Below are 21,689 nucleotides of genomic sequence, written 5' to 3'. Positions count from 1 at the left end.
TCGCGAGGAATTTCGCGCGAAGCGCGAACCGGAGCAGAAAGACCTTTCAGAAAAATCATTTATGATATGGCTCATTCTTCAATATCCTAAATGCTCTGTAGATTTGCTCTACTAGTATAACTCTCATCAATTGGTGCGGAAAGGTCATTTTTGAAAATGAAAGTTTCAGTTGACCTTTTGACTTCACTTTTTGATGAAGGCCATATGAACCTCCAATAATGAAGCAAATATCTGAATATCCGTCGATTGTGATTTTTTCTATTTTATCCGCAAAATCTTCTGAACTTAGCTGTTTACCTTCAACGCAAAGAGGAATTATATAGGCGCGATCTTTTATTTTTGAAAGGATTTGTTCAGCTTCCTTTTCCATTCCCTCTGTGATTTGAGAGGAAGAATGTTTGTTGGGAAGTTTGTATTCGCCCACTTCTATTATTTCTATATTTACATATGGTTTTAATCTTTTAGTGTATTCTTTTATCGCGTCAGTGAAGTATTTTTCCTTTATATTTCCCACGCAAATTATATCGATGTTCATGCTATTTCTCCCCCAAGTCTAGCATTCTGCCTGGTTGAAATTCTTTTGCAACACCTAAGTAGATGTCTTTGTCGACATTGATTCCAATACTTTCTAAATTTGTTCTCATACTGCTATATGCGATGACTTCAGTATTGTTGGTGGTGCTCAAATGTCCTAGAACTATTTTTTCTCCGCCTGCTCTTATTATGCTTTTCATAATTTCTGCGGAACTGTCGTTTGAAAGATGGCCGTATTCGCCCCTAATTCTGTATTTTAGTTGTAATGGGTATGGACCATTATCAAGCATCGATAGGTCATGATTGGATTCTAGGATAATGACATCTGAATTTCTCACGGAGTCTACCATTGTTTGAGAGACGATGCCGGTATCTGTAAGCACACTGATTTTTTGTCTATTTTGGTAAAAGATGAAAAATACAGGGTCGGCAGCATCGTGAAATGTGCTAATATTTTGCACGTCTAAATCCCTAAAAGTAAAAAATGTATTCGATTTAAATACATTTATATTTTTAGGATTTATTTTCCCTATTTTATTTTTCATTGCAATCCATGTTTTTTCATTTGCGAGTATCGGTAAATCATATTTTCTACTCATAACTCCAACACCTTTTATGTGATCTATATGCTCATGTGTGACAAATATCGCATTTAATTCACTCGGATTTACTCCAACACTCTTTAATAATGTTTCAACTAATTTACCTGTCAATCCACAATCTAATAGAATTTTTGATTTTTCAGATTCTATATAGATTGCATTTCCAGATGAACCCGATGATAATGTACAAATTTTCATCTAAGCCTCCTCTTCATTATAGTTTACATTTAACAAATTCATTTTTCAATAGACTAAAATTCCATTTCATAATATAATTTATGTGATGGAGGTAATTATGAGGATATTGTTTTTCTCGATAACAGCATGGATGATTGCACAATCAATGAAGGTTATATCTCTTATGTTATTCAAAAGAGAATTTAAACCCTCACTATTCTTTTCCTCAGGAGGAATGCCATCTGCTCATTCAGCATTTATGGCGTCAGTTTCAGCACAAATTGGCCTCATAAGTGGATTTAGTTCAGATGTGTTTGCACTTTCATGCGCGATCACAACAGTTGTCGTATATGATGCATATAATGTTAGACGTTCTGTTGGATTACAAGGAAAAGCCTTAAACAAAATGATAGAATATGCGAAGGAAGATCATGATAGACCAGAGATACAAACTCTAAAAGAAGTTATGGGACATACACCGCTTCAAGTTTTTTGTGGAGTTTTGTTAGGAATAGTTTACATTATATTCTTAAATACACTGGGTCTTATTGCGTAATTTCCAAAATTATGATAAAATTCCTTTAATTATTTCATTAATAATTATGGTAATATTACTCTTAGGGGAGTAGCTTATTAATATTTAGTCGTCAGTACGGACAAAGTCCCGGCTAAATTCCGAAAGGAAGCAAGACCTAATTTTACAAAATGAGGTCTTTTTTTATTGCATAAAAGACCAAAAGCTAAGATTTTGAGAACTCCAAATCAAAATTTAGCAAAAAAAATTACGGAGGTATAAATGGAGAAATTTTATTTAGGCGATAAAAGTCAAGTGCTTACAACCTTGTCTTCTGATAAAGATAAAGGACTGACGAGTAGCGAAGCACAAACACGACTTGAAAAATATGGAAAGAATGAGATTGAAGAAAAAAAGGGAAAATCATTTTTCCAAAAATTATTAGAACAAATTCTTGATCCAATGGTGCTTATCTTGCTTGCAGCTGCTTTTATTTCATCACTTACAGGCGATATGATTGAAACACTTATTATATTAGCCATTGTTGTGTTAAATGCTGGAATGAGTTTAATCCAAGAAGGTAAAGCGGAAGACTCAGTTAAAGCATTGCAAAAAATGTCCGCTCCAAACGCGAAGGTCATTAGAGATGGCAGATTAACAAGTGTACCAGCTTCAGATTTAGTACCTGGTGACATTGTTAGTCTTGAAACAGGTGATATTGTTCCTGCGGACATTAGATTATTAGAAAGTCAAAACCTTTCAAGTGATGAATCTTCCCTAACCGGTGAGTCCGTCCCAGTTGATAAAGATTCTGAAATTACATTTGAAAACGAAATTGAAATTGGTGATAGAGACAACTATGTACATTCCTCATCAATTATCACACGTGGTAGAGCGATTGGTGTTGTAGCACAAACTGGTCACAACACTGAAATCGGTAAAATTGCGACAAATATTCAATCAACCGAACAAGACGCCTCACCATTACAACAAAAATTAGCAAAATTATCAAAAACATTATTTATTTTAGTAACTGCCGTTTCCGTTGTAGTGTTTGTAGTAGCAATACTAAGACAATTCAAAGTAATAGACGCATTAATGACAGCAGTTTCTTTAGCAGTTGCAGCCATTCCTGAAGGTTTAACAGCCGTTGTAACTATTGTTTTATCTATAGGAATGAACAGAATGGCAGCAAAAAATTCCATTGTTAAAAAACTTTTAGCTGTTGAAACTCTAGGTACCACAACTTATATTTGTTCTGATAAGACTGGTACTTTAACACAAAACGAAATGACTGTTAAGAAAGTATTTACAAATGAAGAAACATTTGATGTTGAAGGTGTAGGATACGCTCCAGACGGAAGTTTCCTAAAAGATGGAAATGTCTACAATCCTACAGAAAATCCACATGTTGAAATGTTACTTTCTGCAGCAAGCTTAAACAGTGATGCGAAATTAGTTCAAAATGAAGACAGATGGGAAATTGTTGGTGATCCAACTGAAGGTGCTCTTGTCACAGTAGCTGCAAAAGCAGGGCTTACAAATGAAGGTCTAAATTCCGCTTATCCAAGAGTCAAAGAATATCCATTCGACTCTTCAAGAAAAATGATGACAACATTCCACAAGGGATATTTTGAAAATGACTATATAGCATTCACAAAAGGTGCTCCTGATATCATTTTCGAAAGATGTAGCCACGTTTTAGTTGATGGAAAAGAAGTAGAATTTACACCAGAGTTAAAACAAAAATATGCTGACAAAAACATCGAATTCGCAAAACAAGCACTTAGAGTTTTAGCTTACACATATAGAAGATGGGAAAATTTACCAGATTCCAACAAGCCAGAAGATGTTGAAAAAGATTTAGTTCTAATCGGTCTTTCTGGAATGATTGACCCTTCAAGACCAGAAGCTAAGGTTGCAATCGCGGAATGTAAAACTGCCGGTATCACACCAGTAATGATTACAGGAGACTATTTAGAAACAGCCCTTGCAATCGCAAAAGATTTAGGCATCGCTGACCGTGATGACCAAGCAATCATGGGTAAAGAACTAAACAATATGTCTCATGAAGAAATCAGAGAATTAGTTAAAACAAAGAGAGTATTCGCAAGAGTATCTCCTGAAAATAAAGTACAAATAGTTACCGCACTTAAAGATAATGGCGAAATCACTGCCATGACTGGTGACGGTGTAAATGATGCCCCAGCTATCAAAAAAGCCGATATTGGTATCGCAATGGGTATCACTGGTACAGACGTTGCAAAAAACACTGCAGAAGTTATCCTTACAGATGATAACTTCGCAACAATCGTAAACGCCGTTGAAGAAGGAAGAATAATATATTCAAACATTAAGAAATTCGTATCATTCCTACTTTCATGTAATATTGGTGAAGTATTAATCATGCTTATCGCTATTGTTGCAGGACTTCCAGTACCACTAACAGTTATACACTTATTATGGCTAAACCTTGTAACAGACTCATTCCCAGCCCTAGCGCTTGGAGTTGAAAAAGGTGACCCAGATATAATGAGACAACAACCAAGAAAGACAGATGAAGAAATCATTGATAAAAACATGATTGACAATGTATTAGTACAAGCAGTAGCCATCTCAGTAGCTACACTTGGAGCATTCATCATCTCACTAAACTTCCTATTTGTGAACCTAGACCCTGAAATCAAAATCCAAGCAGCACAAACAGTTGCTTTCATCACTCTGATTTTAGCTGAATTATTAAGATCATTCTCATCAAGATCTGAAAAATATTCAATCTTTGAATTAGGTCTATTCTCAAATATGACTTTAGTGTGGGCATTCCTTGGTTCATTTATATTGACATTAGTAGTAATTTACGTACCATTCCTAGAACCACTATTTAACACATACGCTCTAGGCTTAAGAGATTGGTTAGTAGTACTACCTTGTGCATTCCTACCATTTGTTGCAGGAGAAATCCACAAAGCAATCGAAAGAAAAATGGGCTTGCATGATATAAAAAGTAAATAGAAAATAAGTAAAATACCTGCCGGAAGTGTAGCCTTCCGCAGGTATTTTTTCGTTCATCAATATATGTTGGTGGAGTAACTTCCATGAAGTATTTTTTTTGAGGGGGGGGATGATGGGGTTGTGGAAATGGTGAGTTTTGGGATTGCTGGGTTTTGGGATTTCTGGGTTTTAGTCCTTCTTGAAGTAGTTTTCCATTACCCAAGCTTCATTTACCTTCAACTAAACAAAATTTGGCGTAATATAAAACTAAAATACCCTATAATTTTTTGGGGAGCTCATTTCCATGGTCCCAATATACGGGGAGGGGGTATATTTTTAGACCATGCCTGAAATTTTATGGTCCGTAGATACTCCCCGGGGGTATAAGTTGGACCATAATTTACAAAAATTAACAGTGTATGTATTTATAATCTCTAGTAAAATGGTCCTCAAGATACTGGAGGGGGGTATATTTTAGACCATAAATATAAAGAACATACTTCAAAAGATGGTCCGAAATATACCCCCCTTGGGTGTTTTCGGACCATAAAAAAAATAAACCATGGTCTTTTATATACCGGGGTGGGGTATTTTGGTACCATTATTTGTATAATATTTAGTATGTTAAATGATATATTATACATCTTCGTTAAAAAACTCCATCCCATTCAAATTTCAATTACAAACACCATCCATTCCTACAAATACAGCCCCTCAATCCTACCACATCCAACATCTCAACATCTAACCATTCCCAAAAACAACCTCTCAATCCCACCCTATCTATTTCCCAATACCATCCATTCCCACAAACAAACTCCCCTCAATACTACCATATCCAACAACTAACCATTTCTACAAAAACAATCTTTCCAAATAAACCCCATAGTCCCCCAATTCCTCCAAATCCCAACCCACCACTTCCAACCCTCCTATTCATTCCACAATAAATGGGTAAAATATAAGTATAATAAAAAAGTAAAGGATTTAATTATGGAACATATTTATAAAAAAGGACAAGCAGGGCATCCGGTTTTCGTCTTATTGCACGGGACGGGTGGAGATGAACATTCATTGTTGCAGGTGGCGAATTTTATGGATGCGGATGCCACTTATTTAGCGATAAGGGGCGATGTGAAGGAAAATGGCATGAATAGGTATTTTAAGAGATATGCGGATGGCTCCTATGATGAGGAAGATTTGTATATGAGGGGTGATTCTTTGATGAAGTTTATTGAAGAGATGAGTCAGACGTATGGGTTTGGTCTTGAGGATGTTGTATTGGTTGGATTTTCTAATGGAGCGAATATTGCTGTTAATTTATTGCTTCAGGACGATTCTAAAATTAATAAAGGTATTTTGATGTCCCCTCTTTATTCGATAGACACTAGTCACTTGACGCAATCAAAAGAGAAGGTTAATGTCTTTATTTCAATGGGTCGACATGATCCAATTTGTTCAGTTGAGGAAAGTGAGCATGTCGTTTCACTATTTGAAGACAGAGGTGCAAATGTTGAGGAATTTTGGGGCAATTCGCATGAGGTGACGGTAGAGATTTTAGAAGCAGCGCGAGAATGGTTGGAAACATTGAAATAGTTTAATTATTAACATATTGAATATTTTTATTGCCAAATTAATAATTATATGGTAATATATAAATGTGATATCGATATCACTATAATTACGAAAAGGAGTTGTCATGTTAAAGTTAGCGAGCAAGTTTTATACAAAATTGGTTAATTTGATTTATCATAAAGGCTATGTAATTGAGTTTAAGACTGAAAAAGAACCTAATTTTAAAAAATTAAATTATTTACTTAATACAATAGGATCTTGGATTACTAAACAGGACAAACTCTGGATATGTACTAGTTCCATTAAAGATAAAGACGAATTTATTAGGAAATTTAGTAAAATTACAAAAATTCCTGAAGAGGAATTTACAATTGAAGAAAGATATTTTCCGTTTGTGTTAAAATATTAATTCATTTATACTCCATTAAAAAAAGACTGCAGCAAAATTTTGCTGTAGTCTTTTTTTGCGTTAAATCTTATATACCCAGCTATTACGCTGAATGCTCATCTTTTACATTTCTTCTTGCCAATTTTGTGCGGAGGAGACCATTTTATCTAATACTTTTAGAAAAATTTCTTGTTCTTCCAAAGAGACTCCCTCTAGGCATGCATCTCTAAATTCTTGGGCTATATCTGTTAATTTTCCTGTTAGCTCTTGTCCTTTTTCTGTTAAAGATAAAAGATTTTTTCTCTTATCTTTTTTATCTTCAGTACGCATTATCAAATCCTCTTTTTCAACACGATTTAATATGCCTGTCACCGTCGATTCTTTAGCACCCATTAATGTAGCCAGATTTTTTTGGCTAATACTTTTTTCTCTATTTATATAATATAAAGCAATCCATTGAGATTTTGTAACATTATGTTTTATTAATTTGCTATTTAATGATTCTGACAATTTTTTTGAAGCAAGATTAGTAACAAATGATACACAATAGTCTAAATCAAACAATATTTCCCCCTATCCCCATATTGAATTAATTTCTTTATCAATCTGAATCTCCGAATATTTCTTATTTAGCAAACTTTGCTCTAGCTTTTCAATCTTGTCCAATTGCAAAGTATCACTATATATATTTAATTTTAATATTATATCATTTTCAATCCAAATTTCAAATTTGCATGGTTTATTTTCAATATTGTAAGTTTTTTCAATATTTGCCTTTTCATTTTTACCAAAAATCCATTCTGAACTTTTTAACTTGTTATAAATATCTTTGTAGAGCTCAAATGCCTTTGGTTTCTCTATAGTAGAATTTGGATATTTTTCACAAAATGTTTCTATTAAAGCATCGCTTAATTTTTCTATCGAAATATCTCTCTGCTTTTCTTTCAGATTACAAACCCTGCTTCTTATTGATTTTATCCCTTTTCCAACGAATTTACTCATATCTGGAGTGAGGCATTGATAAAGTTGATTTAAGTCCAAATCTACCATTAATGTCCCATGAATCATAAATTTATCTTCATCATCAAGCCATGCCATTCCAGAAAATTTCTTACCGTCAAGTAGTAAGTCATTTCTACCTTTTCTCTCAGAGGGAATGTGTAACTTCGATAATGCAGTCTGAACTATTTCCATCCACAACTCAATATCCTTATATTTTTGAGGAGAAATAATTGTAAAATTTAGATTGCCTAAATCATGATAAACCGCACCCCCACCTGTAAATCTACGCGCTATATTTATTTCTCTTGATTTGATATATTCAAGGTCGAGTTCACGATAGACGTTTTGATTTCGTCCCATAATGACAGATGGAGAATTTTGCCATAATAGCAAAATGACTTCATCTTTCAATTCTAAGAAATATTTGTATTCTTGGGCAATGTTTTTATAAACATCGTTGGAATCAAGCGTAATTACTCTACCCTTCATTATTGATGAACTCCTCTACCAATAAGATCTAGGCATGCCTCGTGAATCACTTCGGATGTGGTAGGATGAGCAAATACTGTATGAGTTAATTGTTCAACATTCACATTATTTTTAATTGCAATTGTCAGACTTGATATTAAGCTAGATGCATCGGGACCTATTATAGCAGCGCCCAAAATCTTTCCATCTTTATCTGCCAACACTTTTACAAAACCTCTATTTTGGTCCATTGTTAGAGCTTTTCCATTTGCAACAAAGTCGAAACGAGAAGATTTATATTCAATTTTTTTCTCTTTAAGATCTTCCTCGCTATATCCCACAATGGCAATTTCAGGATTTGTATACACAACAGAAGGAATGGTTCTTTCATCTAAAACACGCTTTTCTCCCAATATGTGATCCACCGCAATCATGCCTTCATGAGATGCCACATGTGCCAATTTAAGATTTGATGAAACATCGCCAATGGCATAAATATTTTCCACATTAGTCTGTTTATACTCACTTACAGGAATATTTCCACTTTTTTCATCAACATTTACACTAGTATTTCCCAATCCTAATCCAGCAGTATTGGCCTTTCTCCCTGTTGCCATCAATATCTTATTTGAAACAGTGGAAAGTATTTTTCCATCTTTTTCAAACGAAACAATCAAGTCCCCCTCAACAGTTTCGCTTATTTCCTTGACTTTACTTGAAGTCATGACTTTTATACCTTTTTCTGTCGCAATATGTTCTATCTCTTCTGCCACTTCTCTATCAAACATTGGAAGCAAGCCATCTTGATATTCAATCAATTTCACATCGCTACCAAATGCATTATATATAAAAGCAAATTCAAGTCCAATTACACCCCCGCCGATAATTGTCAATGAATCAGGAATTTTCTTCAAATTAAGGGCATCAGTCGAATCCATCACCCCATCTAAATCATTCCCTTTAACATTTATCTTCGCAGGAATGGAACCTGTGGCGATAATAATTTTTCTCGCCTTAATCACTGTTTCATTAACTTTTACAGTTTTATCATCAATAAAACTTGCATTTCCTCTGATTAATTGAATTTTATTTTTCTTTATAAGAAATTCGATTCCAGAAATTAAAGTAGAAACTACATTCTCTTTTCTCTCTAAAACTTTTTTCATATCAATGCTAGAGTCAGCACCAATCTCTATTCCAAATTTCTTCATCTTTCCTAATGATTCAAAGTGATCCGCAGTTTGAACGAGTGACTTCGTTGGTATACATCCAACATTAAGACAAGTGCCACCTAAACTTTCTTTTTCTATCAGTGCAACATTCACCCCTCTTTTTGCCGCATAAATAGCTGCAACATATCCTCCAGGACCTGCACCAATTACCAATAAATCCTTCTCAACTTCAGTTTCCCCAATATTAACTTCAAGTACTTTTTCTTCTGAAATGTTTTCCTCTTTTTGGTCAGAATGCTTATCTTCGCCACCATCTTCTTCTACAATCACCAACACATCATTGGCTTTTACCGTTTGCCCCTCTTCGACAAGAAGTTCTTTTATTATCCCCGCTTCCTTTGACTTTATCTGGCGATTTCCTTTTGAAGTTTCAACAGTAAACAACACTTCATCTTTATCAATCTTATCGCCCACGCTATAGTCAATCTTTCCAACAATATTTGGCTTAGTTCCCGGAATGACAGGCATCTTTATTTCCAACATATGCTTTTCCTTTCATTAAAAATGCCCGTTTTCCAACGGGCAATCTTTCTCTTATTCAACAACAACCTTTGAAAGTTTCAATGGTACACCGTTTGTTAAACAATCTGCTACAGGACATCTTGATTCGATAAACTTAGCATATTCTTCTAATTTTTCTTGACTTTCATCAGATTTGAAATGCATTGTATATCGAATTTCTTGGAATCCATTTCTCACGCCTTCTGCTAATCCCATAAATCCGTCTGGATCTAAATCTCCTTCTAATTCTACGCGGAATCCATCAAGCTTAACTTCATTAGCTTCAGCAAACGCATAAGCAACAATCGCTTGACAGGAGCCTAATGCACACAATACGGCTTCCACAGGATTCATTCCTTTATTTGTACCACCCAATGATTCTGGTTCATCCATTACAATCTTGAAACTTCTAGCATCAGATTCAACTTGTAATCCTTCTGGTAACTTCTTCGCAACAACTTTGAAAGTTTCTTTCATTATCTTCCTCCATGTTTTTTATGTATTTAATACTTAGCGTGCTATGTATTGAATATATAATAGTATATAGGAATGATTTTGTCAAGGATTTAACAAAATTATATTGCTAAACATATATTAATAAATTTATATAATTAATTTAACTTTTATTATGTTAACTTATTACAAAATATTTGATAAAATAGAAATAGAATTTATTAAGAGGGATTAAGATGAAAACACAAAACGAGTTACTATCTAAAAGTGGAGCTACAACTTCAATTCTATCAAGACTATTCATTGAAGTTGAGCCCATGGGAAGAATTAAAACTGTAACTGAATATTCAAAACAATTAAAAGTTTCAAGAGGAACAATTCAGAATTCTATAAAATTTTTAACTGATAATGAAGCTATAAAATTAGAATCTCGAGGACAGCTTGGTACATTTATTGTAAAAAAAGATATCATTAAGCTTTTACAAATTTCTGGTTTAGATTATATTATTGGAGCTATGCCTTTACCATATTCAAAAAGATATGAAGGCTTAAGTACTGCTATTATTCAATCTATTGAGAATAATCTAAATATACCTATTAACATGTCATATATGAGGGGATCAAAAAATCGAATGGAAATGGTATTAAGTGGCAGATGTGATTTTGCTATTACTTCAAAGTTTGCTGCTTTAGATGCGATTTCTAAAAATGAAAATCTTGAAATTGTTAAAGAATTCGGTTTATATAGTTATTTAAGCGGACATGTTTTAATGTATATAGATGAAAATTTTACAGAAATAGAAGATGGCATGGTTGCAGCTATTGATAGAGATTCAGTAGATCAAGAAAGACTAACATTACTTGCTTGTAACAATAAAAATATAGATTTTATATATACAACTTATAATCAATTAACAGAAAATTTGGAAAATTCCAAAATTGATTTTGCAATATGGAATGGTGATGAACTAAAAGATAAACATTCTAAAATAATGACTAAAAAATTAGATGTAAATGATTCTATTAATACAATTGCTGTAATTGTTATAGATAAAAAACGAATTGAAATGAAAAAAATAATACAAGATTATATTGATATTGATTTTGTAAGAGAAATACAAAGAAAAGTGATAAAAAATAAAATGATTCCAAAGTATTAAATTACAAAAAATTTAATACAATTTTATATTTTAACTTAATAATAAATAATAGTGAAGCTAAAATCTCTTATCTAAGCTTCACTATTATTTTCGTATTAGTAACTTTTTCGATCTATTTTATAAACTCATTAACTATTTCATTTACAAATTTAAAAGTTCCATTATATGAACCTTCTTCATTTAAACCTAAGTTTTGTTTATTAGTTAAAATAATAAATGACATATTTTTCTCTGGATTAATTATTATGTGAGTTCCGGTAAAACCATTATGTCCATAAGAGTTTTTCACTTTATCCCCCATATATTTAGAATTTAATTCAAATCCATATCCCCTATTATTTTCACCCAAATAATTTTTTGTGAATAGGTCTATAGTGTTTTTGTCATATATTTTTACACCGTTAAATTCTCCTCCATTTAACATCATTTGTGTTAAAATAGCTAAATCTTCGACATTTGAAAATAAACCTGCATGGCCTGCTATTCCATCTGAAGCCATACCTGTATTTCCATCATTAACTTCTCCAATTAATGTATGTTTTCTCCATCCATTAAACTTATTAAAAGCTTTTTGATCTGCTGTTGTATCATAACCAAAATCAGGATAATTCTTTTCATCAACCATTCTATATTCAAATGGATTTCCTAAGGAAGTTGCTGCAATACTTTGTTTTGAAATTCCGTGATCTAAAGGTTTATAAAAAGTATTGTTCATTCCTAATGGTTGATAGATTTCTTCTTCAACATATTTATCTAATGTTTTACCTGAAATTTTTTCAACAATATAGCCTAAGGTCATAAATCCAAAGTCACTGTATTTATAGTCTCCTTTATCAAAAATTGGAGTTAAATTATTGATATATTCTAGTAATTTCTCTCTATCATTATTTACATAAAAGAATGAAGGAGCCCATTGTGGCATGCCTGATGTATGAGTTAATAAATCTTTTATAGCGATTTTGTCTTTTCCATTTTTACCAAAATCGGGTAAGTATTTTACTACTAAATCATCAACACTTAATTTTCCCTCATAGTTCAATTTCATAATAGCTTGTGTTGTTGCTGTCACTTTTGTCACAGAAGCTAAATCAAAAAGTGTATCTAGTTTCATTTCCCTAGGATTATCTAATTTTACTATTTTGGGATTTGCTATATCAGTAAAATCTTTAGCATCATTTAATTGTGCATAGCCATAAGCTTTTTCAAAAATAATTTTATTATCTTTTGTTGCTAATATAACTATTCCTGGTACAACTTTCTCTTCTAAACCTTTTTTCACTATTTTATCAACATTTTTTTCATATTTAGTATCAATTTCTTTTATTAATCCTGCTTGTTTACTATCTTCTTCTTTAGTTTCCGTTTCTTTCACCGTTTGTTTTTCTTCAGAGCTTGTTTCCTTACCCTTATTTGAACAAGATGTAGCTAGTAACATCAAAATTAAACTCAAAAATAAAATTTTAAAATTATGTTTTTTCAAAATTTCCCCCATATACTAAACCTCGCAAATAATTAAATTTTAGTGTTTTTTATATTATTTCATTTAAAAAAGATTTTCCATTTTTTATTTCAGTACCAAAATAATCGGCTGCTGTTTGACCAACATCAGCCATGGTTTCTCTATATCCAATATCTATTAATTTATTATTATTTTTTCTATACACAAGAATTGGAACATTTTCTCTTGTATGTCTTGTATGCCCAATAGTAGGATCATTACCATGATCAGCCATAATTATTAGAACGTCCTCTTCATTCAATAAATTCATTAAATCTCCAATTCTTCGATCAGAAATATTCAATACATCAATGTATCTTTCTGCATCCATTGCATGACCAGATAAATCAGTTTCTTGTATGTTTACAACGAATAAACCCTTGTTATATATTTTTAAATCTTTTATTAAGCCGTCAAATGTGTCATTCGTATCTACACAAGGAAATCTAGTTCCATTAGGAGCATAAATAATATTTTCAGCTTTACCATATAAATGATTTTCTACACCTTTATTTGCTACTGCTATAGGCACTTGTTCATTTACATCTACACCATATCCTATGTGAGTTACATGATAATTTTTATCATAAACTCCAGATTTTGGAGCATCAACACCAATAAATCCATCTTTTGTAATAATGTTTTCTTCGATTCTTTCAATTGTGACATTTGAGCCTCCAAAAGCAATTACCCTTGGCACTCTTACGTGTTTTCTAACAATATGGCCCACTTCTTCTATCATTGAAAATCCACAATAATCAAGTGCTCCAACAACATTTATAGCTTGACCTAAATCTGTTTCCATGTTATCGCCGATACATATCATGTTGTTGACTTTTAATAATTCTAATCCATTTTTCTTAACACGTTGTACTTCAAAACCTTTATTTAATAAATCTTGTTCTAATTCATCAATAAATTCTGATAGTTTTTGAAATTCTGGTTTTTTAGGTTTTGTTCCCATTATTTCTTGATGTCCAAAATAAGAATCAGCTCCAAAGTGTACTAATTTACTTTTTCCGAATATTGCGGTATCTGATTTCTTAAAACCATCTACATCTAACCCTAAACTATTAATTAAGCCAAGTTTTATTAAATTATTCCATTGTTTTTTTCTGTCATATTCTAATAAATGTAGGCATGTATTAGACCCTATATCCGCAGGTCTAACTTGAGAGACATCGTCCATTTCACCTACACCAAAACTATCTAATACTATAATAATAAATCTACCTTTATTCATCATATTTCCTTCCTAAAGCATCATAAGTGCCTACTACTTTATAATTATCTTCATCTAATTCTAAAAGCATCACTTTACTTCTTGTAACAAAAATTTGAAATCTAAAAGACATGATTACAGTGTCTCCCACATTATGTTCTTGACTTAATTTGAAGTAATAGTCTATACTTTCAGGATCCATTTCTAAAACTTTATCATAACTTATTATCTCACCATCACTTACAATTGCATTTTGTACATGAGATCTTCTATAATATCCACCACCATAAACAAAAGCATTATTTTTGAAATTATGTGATACTTCACTTAAATAGAGTACACATGGAATCTCTTCTAAATAATTATAAACATGAGCTGGTGTTGTCCCAGAAAGTCCATGGCCCGGTTCTCCATAAATATTCTCACCATCAAAATTTTCTATAATATTATTTATACACGTTACTGATGGTAAATTGACATGAGTTACTTCTATATTATTATCTTCTAATATCCTTTTCGCACGATATACAGTAAAATAATTGTTTTGTTTTTCTATTTTATTGGTATTTTTATTGAATAGAAAAGTAGGAAAAGAAGTTATTCCAATGATATTAATATTATTAAGTGATTTAGCTTTTTTTACAAAATCACTTAGTTCATTAATATTTATTCCCGATTCCTGTCCGCTATAAAATAAATCATCATCTGAGTATACTTTAATAATCACATTTTGTTTCTTATTTAATTTATTTGCGTAATAGTTAATACTTTCTAATTTTTCCATAGAAAAAATTGTAATAACTCCAACACCGTAATCTATTATTTTTTCTAACATAGCATTTGGGACTTGTACTAAATTTCCCACATTTCCAATTGGAATATTATTATCCATCATAACTTTTGCTTCGTTAAAATCAACAACAACTGCACCTTCATATCCTAATTCTATTAATTTTTTTGCAATATATGGATTTCTTCCTAATTGTTTAAGCATAAATAATAACTTTACATTTTTTTCTTTTGCAACGTAAAGCATTTTTTTTGCATTATCTAATAAAGTATTAAGATCAACAATATAAGAATCAGGCATAATTTCACCATTTTGATGCATTTCTATAGTGGCATTTATTAAATTTTTATTTCTTTCTTCTAATTTTTTAAGAAACATTTTTCACCTTTTCAATTGCTCTTTTCAATATTGTTATAACAGTATCTGCACTAGATTTCATAGGATTTATCCTTATCCAATAATCATCATATTCCTTATTTTTGCTTCTCATTGTTCCAGCAAGTCGATAAAACATTGGAACTATTTCATATCTGCTTTCTGATCCCACTGGATATTGTATCGCTCCAAAACTTCCAGATACTTCTAATATTTTTTTAGCAATTGCTTCCTTAAATTTTACAAGAACTACTTTTGATTGTGCATTTGCAACTATAGCATATTCTATTTCTTCTATTTCTTTCTCATTTAATCTCTTACAAACTTCCTCAACTTGAATTGACTGAAGTGCAAGTTGAGTAGGTGCATAAACTAAGGATCTCAAGGTTTCTAAAGCTTCAGGACCTTGAACTTGACTTCCTCCTGAGTAATGAAACTTTCTAATAGTATCAATTAATGACTTTTTACCTATAATTAATCCTACTCCTTCTGGGCCCAATAATTTAAACATTGAAAAGCACGATAAATCTGCTCCTAATTCTGCACCAGTTTTTTCTACCTTCATAACTGCATAGTTATCATCTGTAATAATAGTAATTTCTTTATTTGTTTCTCTTATCTCTCTTATTACATCTTCAATATCATAAAAATCATCTAATTCTTGTCTTGTATATTGTACTAAACAAGCTTTTATATCTTTATTATTAGATAATGTGTTACGAATATCTTCTAAATTATTAAAATTAGCTCTAACCACTTTATAACCTAACATATCAAAAGTAATTTTAGTTGTTGAATATATTTCTGATGTATGGACTAGAACTTTGTCCCCAGGTTTTAATACACTTGCTAAAGCTTCTCTGATTGCTCCAGTACCACTTCCTCGAACAAAAATCGCTGCCTCTGTATTAAAAAATTTAGCCATGACTTTCTCAACTTTTCCTGTAGATAAAGGTTGATTCTGCAAAGGATAAATTCCATAATCACCAGATTGTAAAATTTCCTCACCCTTAAATTCTTTTGTAATACAATCAACTAATCTATATTGTTTTTCTATAGCTTCTTCCAAGCTAATACTTTTTAATGGATATACTTTCATCTTACTCCTCAAAAATTTTCATTGGATTTTTTACAAATATTTTATTAATTGATTCTTCAGTTATCCCTGCCTCTTTCATCATGGGAATAAAATCTGTAAAAATATAACTGTATCCTATCCCCCCTTTATATTTCAAATTTGATTTTCTAGTTATATCCATAGACATAACTATGGAATCTATCATATTATTTTTTTGTAAGTCTAATAAAAACTCTATTTTTTCTTTATCAGGTACATAATTATTTTTACCTATAGTATCAAAAGCAACCCAAAATCCTTCTTTTATCAAATATTTGATTTGTTCTAATTTTTGAGATAAATCTTGGTGTCCAATTATCACTTTTTTTGGATTTACTCCTCTTTCCTTAAATAGCTTTGCTTGATCTCTAGCCATAGTCCCTAATGAAGTATGTGTAGAAATAACAGTCCCTTTTTCTAAATGAGCCATTATTGCTGCTTCGAAAACTTTCTTCTCCATCTCTTCAAAAGAATCTTTACTTGTACCTATTTCACCTATAACACCTGCTTTTGTATCTGTTTCATCTATACCTTTTTCTATTTCATTAACCATAAAATCTTTTAATTGTTCTACGGAATACTCATAAACAAAATCTGGCAAAAATGGTTCCTTATAAAATCCTGTAGACTGAATAATATTTATTTTCGATCTTTCTGCAACTTCATTTACATATTCTACATTTCTTCCCATGCCACATGCAGTCACATCAATAATATTTCTTACACCCAAGTCATACAAATCTTTAAATTCTTTAATAGTTTCTTCTTTACAATTCAAATTTGTATCATCTGTTTTCTTTATTCTTGATAAATCTATAGTAGTATGTTCATGAATTAATGTAATTCCTTCTTTTAACATAATTACTCCTTAATTAAAAGGAAGCTTTCGCTTCATTTATTCTTTTATAATTATATAATCGGAAATAGTCCAATTATATGTAGAATGTTTACTAATACCCCCATACTTATAGCTCCAATTGGTCCAATCGCCATATTAGGAACTGGCTTTTTAGATGTTTGATTTAAGAAATATAAACCACCAACCCATAAAAATCCTAAATTTGGTGCTATTTCATTGGCCGCTAACATACCTCCAACTAATAATGCAATATCCAATACTTTACTCATTGCTGTTCTAGTATTGTCGCCTAGATCTTTCATCCCTGGGAATTTATCCATTCCTTTTGCAATATATGCTAAAAGTAATACTTCAATAGCCATAATTAATGATCCAATTACAAAAGATCCTACTAATCCCATAATTCCCATGTTGATTAATAGTATTGCTGGCACATGTACTAATTTTGTTCCTGAAGGAGAATACACTCCTGAAATAATTGCAGTAGTCATAACTAAAGGTATAAAACCTAACGCTCTACCAAGTGCTACGATTGCAGCTTCTAGATAATTTCCCTTCGCCATTAATGTTAATGAAGCTGGACCTTCCGCAATTATTAATAATGTTGTTGATATTGCAATGATACCTCCGGAAATAGACAATATTATAATATTTTTTTTAATTCTTTCTATATTTTTTTCAAAGATTTTAAATGCATCTGAGGCTGATCTACCTTCAGATCTATTTTGACGTGCAGCTACAAATACCATTGCAATAATTCCAAATAATAAAGCCATACCATCTGGATTAAGTACAATCTTAATATTATTAATTGTAAATGTTCCAAACACAATTACTATTTGCTTAATTAACATAATTAGAATAAATACTATAGCACCAATTTTGAAACCTGATTGATAGGCTATAGCAAGTGCAGGAAATACAGAAAATAATATAATTACTAAACTACCTACAGTACTTAAATTATTTAAAAAATTTATAGGCATAAATGCAAAGAAATCTACTATCCATTTCATACCAAACAATAAAAATACACCAAAAGCAGCACCAGTTATTCCAGCAAATATTCTCCCTTTTTTGTCATCTTTAAACGCAACTCCAATAATATCACACGCTAATAATATTGTGTGTATTATAATAATACCTCCTGCTATTGAAGTAGGTATTCCAAATCCAACTACTAAACCAAAAGATAAGGCGAAACTTGTTGCAAATAATGTTTTTCTATCAATTTTTCCTTCTATATATGGTCCGTACATTGGACGGGAACCATCATTAAATACCGCAATATTTTGATTAGCTAAATATGATGAAACAGCACCTAATACTGCTATTATAAATATAGTCATTAAATTTAACTTATAAACCATAAAATACTCCTTGTTATTTATCTAAAATATATTTTAAAATTATAGGAACCACTTTTTCATAATCATAATTTACAAATCCAAATGCAATCTTCCCATTTTCAATTTCCATTTTTATTTCTTCTTCCGTCATCTTTTTCCCCGGAATACTTACAGAAACACATTTATCCCTGCCTAACATGCCTGTTGCAATTCCCAAAGCTCCACCAGCTCCTGTAGCACATGCTCCTAAATAATAATCAGCTTTATTTGATTGAATATCTAAGACTGCTTCTATATCACTTTTAGATTCTACTTCCATTTTCCCCTTCACTAATTCTTTAACAAGATTTGTAATATCTTGTTTATCCATTTGGCCTCCAACCACAATTTTTTTCATTTTTTTATTTCCTTTCTAATAAAATATTTCCTAAATGAAGTATTAGATATTCTTCTTCATTATTAGGGATATCTACATCTAAGTCATTAACAATCATTTTCGAAAATCTTAATGCTTCATAAAAAACTTCCGAATTTTTTACTTGCGTGTAAACATCTTCATCTAATTTATCAATAATATCTCCTTCATTTATTCTTTTTAGCGACATAGCTAAATGAGTAATAAAAATATTGACTTTATCTTTATTAAATTCCTCCTTTTCAAAATATTTTTTGTAAATTTTGTAGCTATAATCATATATATCTTGTGTAATAACACCAGAATTTAGCAATATTTCGAGTCTTTCTTTCATCATAAATTTTATACTCCATTCAATATATTTTTTTTTGTATATTCTTTATAACTGGATTATATCTTTAAAATATATTGATGTCAATATAAAATAGTTTACGTTTTCATTATTTTATAATATAAAACTCTCAAATCTCATATTTAACCATTTAGGCAATCAAACTTGAAATTAATATTTAAATATTTTTAAATAGGTACTTAAATAATAAAAAAAGATCATCACCCATCTCAGCAATAATCTTCCTAAATTAAATATTAAATTCCCAACATTTTTACTATAGTTTGAATAGTTCCATTTTCATACATAATGTATATTCCCAAAGCAATAAATACTACTGGTACAATTATCTTTTCGTATTTTTCAATTATTTCTGATACCATTGGTATTTTTGAAAGGCTGCGACTTAACTCACATAAAATCGCAATGCCAATTGCAAATATTATTAAAACAATTATTATTTTTGACCAGTTTAGGGATGAAAAATATGGAATATAGACTCCCAAATTATCCCCTCCTGAAGCAATGGTGAGAAGTACGACTGTCCAAAGTAAATTTTTTGATTTATCTTGTTCTATCTTTTCTCTTATCTCTTCTGTTTCATCTTCATCTTCTCCAGATAGTGCAAATTTGATCCCTATAAATAGCGGAATTAAACCAAGTAATCCGACAATCCATTTATCTGGAATAAAATTGACAACATAGGCAGCAAATAGGCTGATGGAAACTAGCACTGCGGTCCCTAAATATTGACCTGCGTAAATTTGTAATTTTTCTCTTTTGCTATGTAATTGCGCAAATAGTATAACTAAAATCAGCAAATAATCTATACTTGTAGATATGTATACTCCTATCGCTGATATTATTGTATTAATCATAAATCCTCCAATTATTATCTTACTATTGTTATTTTAACTTAAACAGTAAAGCATTACAAAACCATTCCTACAATGAGTCAAATAGTTATAGTGCAGAGATAAATTTGTTAACGATAACTGATACTGGGTAAAAATATATATAAGGTATTATGAAAAGTACCAGAATGGAGGAAAATATGCAAAAAGTTATTTTAGATAAACTAGTTAATATGACGGACGGGCCTTTTGTAAGTTTGTACATTCCTACTCATAGGAATAGTCCAGATAATAAAAGAGACAGTGTTACTTTTAAGAACTTACTAAAGCGAGTTGAGAAAGAGCTTGATGAAAAAGGCGTTAATCCAAGTTCTTACTTAAAGGAATCATATGATTTACTAGATGACACCACATTTTGGAATAATACTACAGATGGATTGGCTGTTTTGATTGATAAAGATGATACTCAAATTTACAAATTGGATGGAAGTATTGAAGAAAAAGTCCTTGTTGCGGATTATTTTCATGTATTACCATTAATAAACTATTATGAAATACCAAATAATTACTATTTCTTAGATTTATCAAAAGATAGATTTTCGCTATATAGTTTTATAAATGGAGAATTAGATAAAGAGGATCCTGATATTTATCAAAAATTTACAGATTTATTTAGTGATAAAGATTATGAAATAGAAGCTTCCCCTACAAGAGGAACATCTAATTCAATGCACAATTATCACACTTCTTCTTCAGTTGAAGAAAAAGAGAAAGATAAGTATTTCAGATATCTAAAAGATAATTTGGGCAAATTCCTTAAAGAAAAAGAGGCAAAATTAATTCTTTTTGGTACACGTGAAAATGTATTAGAATTTAAGAATTATGTTGATTTTGATATCTACGGTATAATTGATAAACCTTTTAACTCTATACTAACAAATGATTTATATAAAGAATTAAGAGAAGCTCTTTTAGATAAATATATTGAAAATATAGGAAAGAGATTAGAAAATCTTCAAACGGAAATATCAAATGATAAAGGAACTGATAACAAGTCTAGAATCTTATCCGATGCTCCAAACGGCAAAATCTCTGAACTTTACATTTCTAAAACTGTTCAAGCAGATGCTGAAATAGATAAAGCAGTAACAGAGGTAATGCGTACAGGCGGAGAGGTAATTTTAATAGATCCAGAATACAATCAAGTTGATTTTGATATCGCCGCAAAATATAGATATTAAGATAAGTAATATGTTTTTTGTTCGTAACAAAAGTATGGCTG

At 31.1% G+C, this 21,689-nt stretch carries 21 protein-coding genes; 6 read left to right on the top strand and 15 right to left on the bottom strand.

Going from position 1 to position 21,689, the window contains the following annotated elements; translation table 11 throughout:
* Positions 1 to 55: 55 nt before the first annotated feature.
* On the bottom strand, positions 56 to 535 hold the full coding sequence (gene rlmH, locus HMPREF9709_RS00110) for a 23S rRNA (pseudouridine(1915)-N(3))-methyltransferase RlmH (protein WP_005396783.1): 480 nt from the start codon (positions 533 to 535) through the stop codon (positions 56 to 58).
* Between the two features lies 1 nt (position 536).
* Positions 537 to 1,334 carry an MBL fold metallo-hydrolase gene (locus tag HMPREF9709_RS00105; RefSeq protein ID WP_005396781.1) on the bottom strand — a complete coding sequence of 266 codons (798 nt, stop codon included), beginning with the start codon at positions 1,332 to 1,334 and terminating at the stop codon, positions 537 to 539.
* 97 nt (positions 1,335 to 1,431) lie between these two features.
* Between HMPREF9709_RS00105 and HMPREF9709_RS00100 the strand changes: the two genes are divergently transcribed.
* From HMPREF9709_RS00100 to HMPREF9709_RS00080, 4 genes are all read left to right on the top strand, one after another.
* Positions 1,432 to 1,869, top strand: a complete 438-nt coding sequence (locus tag HMPREF9709_RS00100; RefSeq protein WP_005396780.1) for a divergent PAP2 family protein — start codon at positions 1,432 to 1,434, stop codon at positions 1,867 to 1,869.
* A 240-nt stretch (positions 1,870 to 2,109) separates the two neighbouring features.
* Positions 2,110 to 4,839 carry a cation-translocating P-type ATPase gene (locus tag HMPREF9709_RS00095; protein WP_005396779.1) on the top strand — a complete coding sequence of 910 codons (2,730 nt, stop codon included), beginning with the start codon at positions 2,110 to 2,112 and terminating at the stop codon, positions 4,837 to 4,839.
* Between the two features lie 972 nt (positions 4,840 to 5,811).
* A complete protein-coding gene (locus tag HMPREF9709_RS00085) occupies positions 5,812 to 6,414 on the top strand; it encodes an alpha/beta hydrolase (protein ID WP_005396777.1) in 603 nt (200 codons plus the stop codon).
* Between the two features lie 103 nt (positions 6,415 to 6,517).
* On the top strand, positions 6,518 to 6,802 hold the full coding sequence (locus tag HMPREF9709_RS00080) for a DUF3884 family protein (protein WP_005396775.1): 285 nt from the start codon (positions 6,518 to 6,520) through the stop codon (positions 6,800 to 6,802).
* A gap of 102 nt (positions 6,803 to 6,904) precedes the next feature.
* On the opposite strand, the gene HMPREF9709_RS00075 is transcribed toward HMPREF9709_RS00080, so the two are convergent.
* The 4 genes from HMPREF9709_RS00075 to HMPREF9709_RS00060 are packed head-to-tail and all read right to left on the bottom strand — an operon-like array spanning position 6,905 to position 10,461.
* Positions 6,905 to 7,345: a MarR family winged helix-turn-helix transcriptional regulator gene (locus HMPREF9709_RS00075; protein WP_005396764.1), complete on the bottom strand. Its 441-nt coding sequence runs from the start codon at positions 7,343 to 7,345 to the stop codon at positions 6,905 to 6,907.
* A gap of 9 nt (positions 7,346 to 7,354) precedes the next feature.
* On the bottom strand, positions 7,355 to 8,272 hold the full coding sequence (lplA, locus tag HMPREF9709_RS00070; RefSeq protein ID WP_005396761.1) for a lipoate--protein ligase: 918 nt from the start codon (positions 8,270 to 8,272) through the stop codon (positions 7,355 to 7,357).
* On the bottom strand, positions 8,272 to 9,966 hold the full coding sequence (gene lpdA / locus HMPREF9709_RS00065) for a dihydrolipoyl dehydrogenase (RefSeq protein ID WP_005396759.1): 1,695 nt from the start codon (positions 9,964 to 9,966) through the stop codon (positions 8,272 to 8,274). The genes lplA and lpdA overlap by 1 nt, the downstream gene beginning before the upstream one ends.
* Positions 9,967 to 10,017: 51 nt before the next feature.
* A complete protein-coding gene (locus HMPREF9709_RS00060; protein ID WP_005396757.1) occupies positions 10,018 to 10,461 on the bottom strand; it encodes an OsmC family protein in 444 nt (147 codons plus the stop codon).
* A gap of 212 nt (positions 10,462 to 10,673) precedes the next feature.
* Here HMPREF9709_RS00060 and yhfZ point away from each other — a divergent pair, with 212 nt between their 5' ends.
* Complete coding sequence (yhfZ, locus tag HMPREF9709_RS00055; protein WP_005396755.1) at positions 10,674 to 11,597, top strand: GntR family transcriptional regulator YhfZ; 924 nt, start codon at positions 10,674 to 10,676, stop codon at positions 11,595 to 11,597.
* A 112-nt stretch (positions 11,598 to 11,709) separates the two neighbouring features.
* On the opposite strand, the gene HMPREF9709_RS09745 is transcribed toward yhfZ, so the two are convergent.
* The 9 genes from HMPREF9709_RS09745 to HMPREF9709_RS00010 form a co-directional block, all read right to left on the bottom strand.
* Positions 11,710 to 13,077 (bottom strand): serine hydrolase, encoded by a 1,368-nt coding sequence (locus HMPREF9709_RS09745; RefSeq protein ID WP_211204489.1) that lies wholly within the window; start codon positions 13,075 to 13,077, stop codon positions 11,710 to 11,712.
* A gap of 49 nt (positions 13,078 to 13,126) precedes the next feature.
* Positions 13,127 to 14,341 carry a phosphopentomutase gene (locus tag HMPREF9709_RS00045; RefSeq protein WP_005396751.1) on the bottom strand — a complete coding sequence of 405 codons (1,215 nt, stop codon included), beginning with the start codon at positions 14,339 to 14,341 and terminating at the stop codon, positions 13,127 to 13,129.
* Positions 14,331 to 15,485, bottom strand: a complete 1,155-nt coding sequence (locus HMPREF9709_RS00040) for an alanine racemase (RefSeq protein WP_005396749.1) — start codon at positions 15,483 to 15,485, stop codon at positions 14,331 to 14,333. The genes HMPREF9709_RS00045 and HMPREF9709_RS00040 overlap by 11 nt, the downstream gene beginning before the upstream one ends.
* A complete protein-coding gene (locus HMPREF9709_RS00035; RefSeq protein WP_005396747.1) occupies positions 15,475 to 16,581 on the bottom strand; it encodes an aminotransferase class V-fold PLP-dependent enzyme in 1,107 nt (368 codons plus the stop codon). Before HMPREF9709_RS00035 ends, HMPREF9709_RS00040 begins: the two co-directional genes overlap by 11 nt.
* Before the next feature lies 1 nt (position 16,582).
* On the bottom strand, positions 16,583 to 17,458 hold the full coding sequence (locus HMPREF9709_RS00030; protein ID WP_005396745.1) for a phosphotriesterase family protein: 876 nt from the start codon (positions 17,456 to 17,458) through the stop codon (positions 16,583 to 16,585).
* 50 nt (positions 17,459 to 17,508) lie between these two features.
* Positions 17,509 to 18,828: a YhfT family protein gene (locus HMPREF9709_RS00025; RefSeq protein WP_005396743.1), complete on the bottom strand. Its 1,320-nt coding sequence runs from the start codon at positions 18,826 to 18,828 to the stop codon at positions 17,509 to 17,511.
* A gap of 13 nt (positions 18,829 to 18,841) precedes the next feature.
* The gene (locus tag HMPREF9709_RS00020; RefSeq protein WP_040463719.1) at positions 18,842 to 19,204 is read right to left on the bottom strand and encodes a DUF2620 family protein; all 363 of its coding nucleotides are present in this window, start codon (positions 19,202 to 19,204) and stop codon (positions 18,842 to 18,844) included.
* Between the two features lie 4 nt (positions 19,205 to 19,208).
* The gene (locus HMPREF9709_RS00015; RefSeq protein WP_005396739.1) at positions 19,209 to 19,559 is read right to left on the bottom strand and encodes a PRD domain-containing protein; all 351 of its coding nucleotides are present in this window, start codon (positions 19,557 to 19,559) and stop codon (positions 19,209 to 19,211) included.
* Between the two features lie 251 nt (positions 19,560 to 19,810).
* Entirely contained in the window at positions 19,811 to 20,431 is a 621-nt protein-coding gene (locus HMPREF9709_RS00010) for a CadD family cadmium resistance transporter (protein WP_005396738.1), read from the bottom strand.
* A 176-nt stretch (positions 20,432 to 20,607) separates the two neighbouring features.
* Here HMPREF9709_RS00010 and HMPREF9709_RS00005 point away from each other — a divergent pair, with 176 nt between their 5' ends.
* Positions 20,608 to 21,648, top strand: coding sequence for a baeRF8 domain-containing protein (locus tag HMPREF9709_RS00005; RefSeq protein WP_005396737.1), 1,041 nt, complete (start codon positions 20,608 to 20,610; stop codon positions 21,646 to 21,648).
* Positions 21,649 to 21,689 lie beyond the last annotated feature (41 nt).

Origin of the sequence: Helcococcus kunzii ATCC 51366 (assembly GCF_000245755.1) — a bacterium.
GTDB lineage: Bacteria > Bacillota > Clostridia > Tissierellales > Peptoniphilaceae > Helcococcus > Helcococcus kunzii.
Note: the sequence above shows the minus strand (reverse complement) of the source record. Positions and strands in the feature narration are given on the sequence as shown.

Coding starts and splice junctions, on each gene's coding strand:
- HMPREF9709_RS00040 (WP_005396749.1), bottom strand. CDS start 15,485: ATGTTTCTTAAAAAATTAGAAGAAAGAAATAAAAATTTAATAAATGCC.
- HMPREF9709_RS00035 (WP_005396747.1), bottom strand. CDS start 16,581: ATGAAAGTATATCCATTAAAAAGTATTAGCTTGGAAGAAGCTATAGAA.
- HMPREF9709_RS00080 (WP_005396775.1), top strand. CDS start 6,518: ATGTTAAAGTTAGCGAGCAAGTTTTATACAAAATTGGTTAATTTGATT.
- lpdA (WP_005396759.1), bottom strand. CDS start 9,966: ATGTTGGAAATAAAGATGCCTGTCATTCCGGGAACTAAGCCAAATATT.
- rlmH (WP_005396783.1), bottom strand. CDS start 535: ATGAACATCGATATAATTTGCGTGGGAAATATAAAGGAAAAATACTTC.
- HMPREF9709_RS00095 (WP_005396779.1), top strand. CDS start 2,110: ATGGAGAAATTTTATTTAGGCGATAAAAGTCAAGTGCTTACAACCTTG.
- HMPREF9709_RS00015 (WP_005396739.1), bottom strand. CDS start 19,559: ATGATGAAAGAAAGACTCGAAATATTGCTAAATTCTGGTGTTATTACA.
- HMPREF9709_RS00020 (WP_040463719.1), bottom strand. CDS start 19,204: ATGAAAAAAATTGTGGTTGGAGGCCAAATGGATAAACAAGATATTACA.
- HMPREF9709_RS00060 (WP_005396757.1), bottom strand. CDS start 10,461: ATGAAAGAAACTTTCAAAGTTGTTGCGAAGAAGTTACCAGAAGGATTA.
- HMPREF9709_RS00100 (WP_005396780.1), top strand. CDS start 1,432: ATGAGGATATTGTTTTTCTCGATAACAGCATGGATGATTGCACAATCA.
- HMPREF9709_RS00010 (WP_005396738.1), bottom strand. CDS start 20,431: ATGATTAATACAATAATATCAGCGATAGGAGTATACATATCTACAAGT.
- lplA (WP_005396761.1), bottom strand. CDS start 8,272: ATGAAGGGTAGAGTAATTACGCTTGATTCCAACGATGTTTATAAAAAC.
- yhfZ (WP_005396755.1), top strand. CDS start 10,674: ATGAAAACACAAAACGAGTTACTATCTAAAAGTGGAGCTACAACTTCA.
- HMPREF9709_RS00030 (WP_005396745.1), bottom strand. CDS start 17,458: ATGTTAAAAGAAGGAATTACATTAATTCATGAACATACTACTATAGAT.
- HMPREF9709_RS00085 (WP_005396777.1), top strand. CDS start 5,812: ATGGAACATATTTATAAAAAAGGACAAGCAGGGCATCCGGTTTTCGTC.
- HMPREF9709_RS00105 (WP_005396781.1), bottom strand. CDS start 1,334: ATGAAAATTTGTACATTATCATCGGGTTCATCTGGAAATGCAATCTAT.
- HMPREF9709_RS00005 (WP_005396737.1), top strand. CDS start 20,608: ATGCAAAAAGTTATTTTAGATAAACTAGTTAATATGACGGACGGGCCT.
- HMPREF9709_RS00045 (WP_005396751.1), bottom strand. CDS start 14,341: ATGATGAATAAAGGTAGATTTATTATTATAGTATTAGATAGTTTTGGT.
- HMPREF9709_RS00025 (WP_005396743.1), bottom strand. CDS start 18,828: ATGGTTTATAAGTTAAATTTAATGACTATATTTATAATAGCAGTATTA.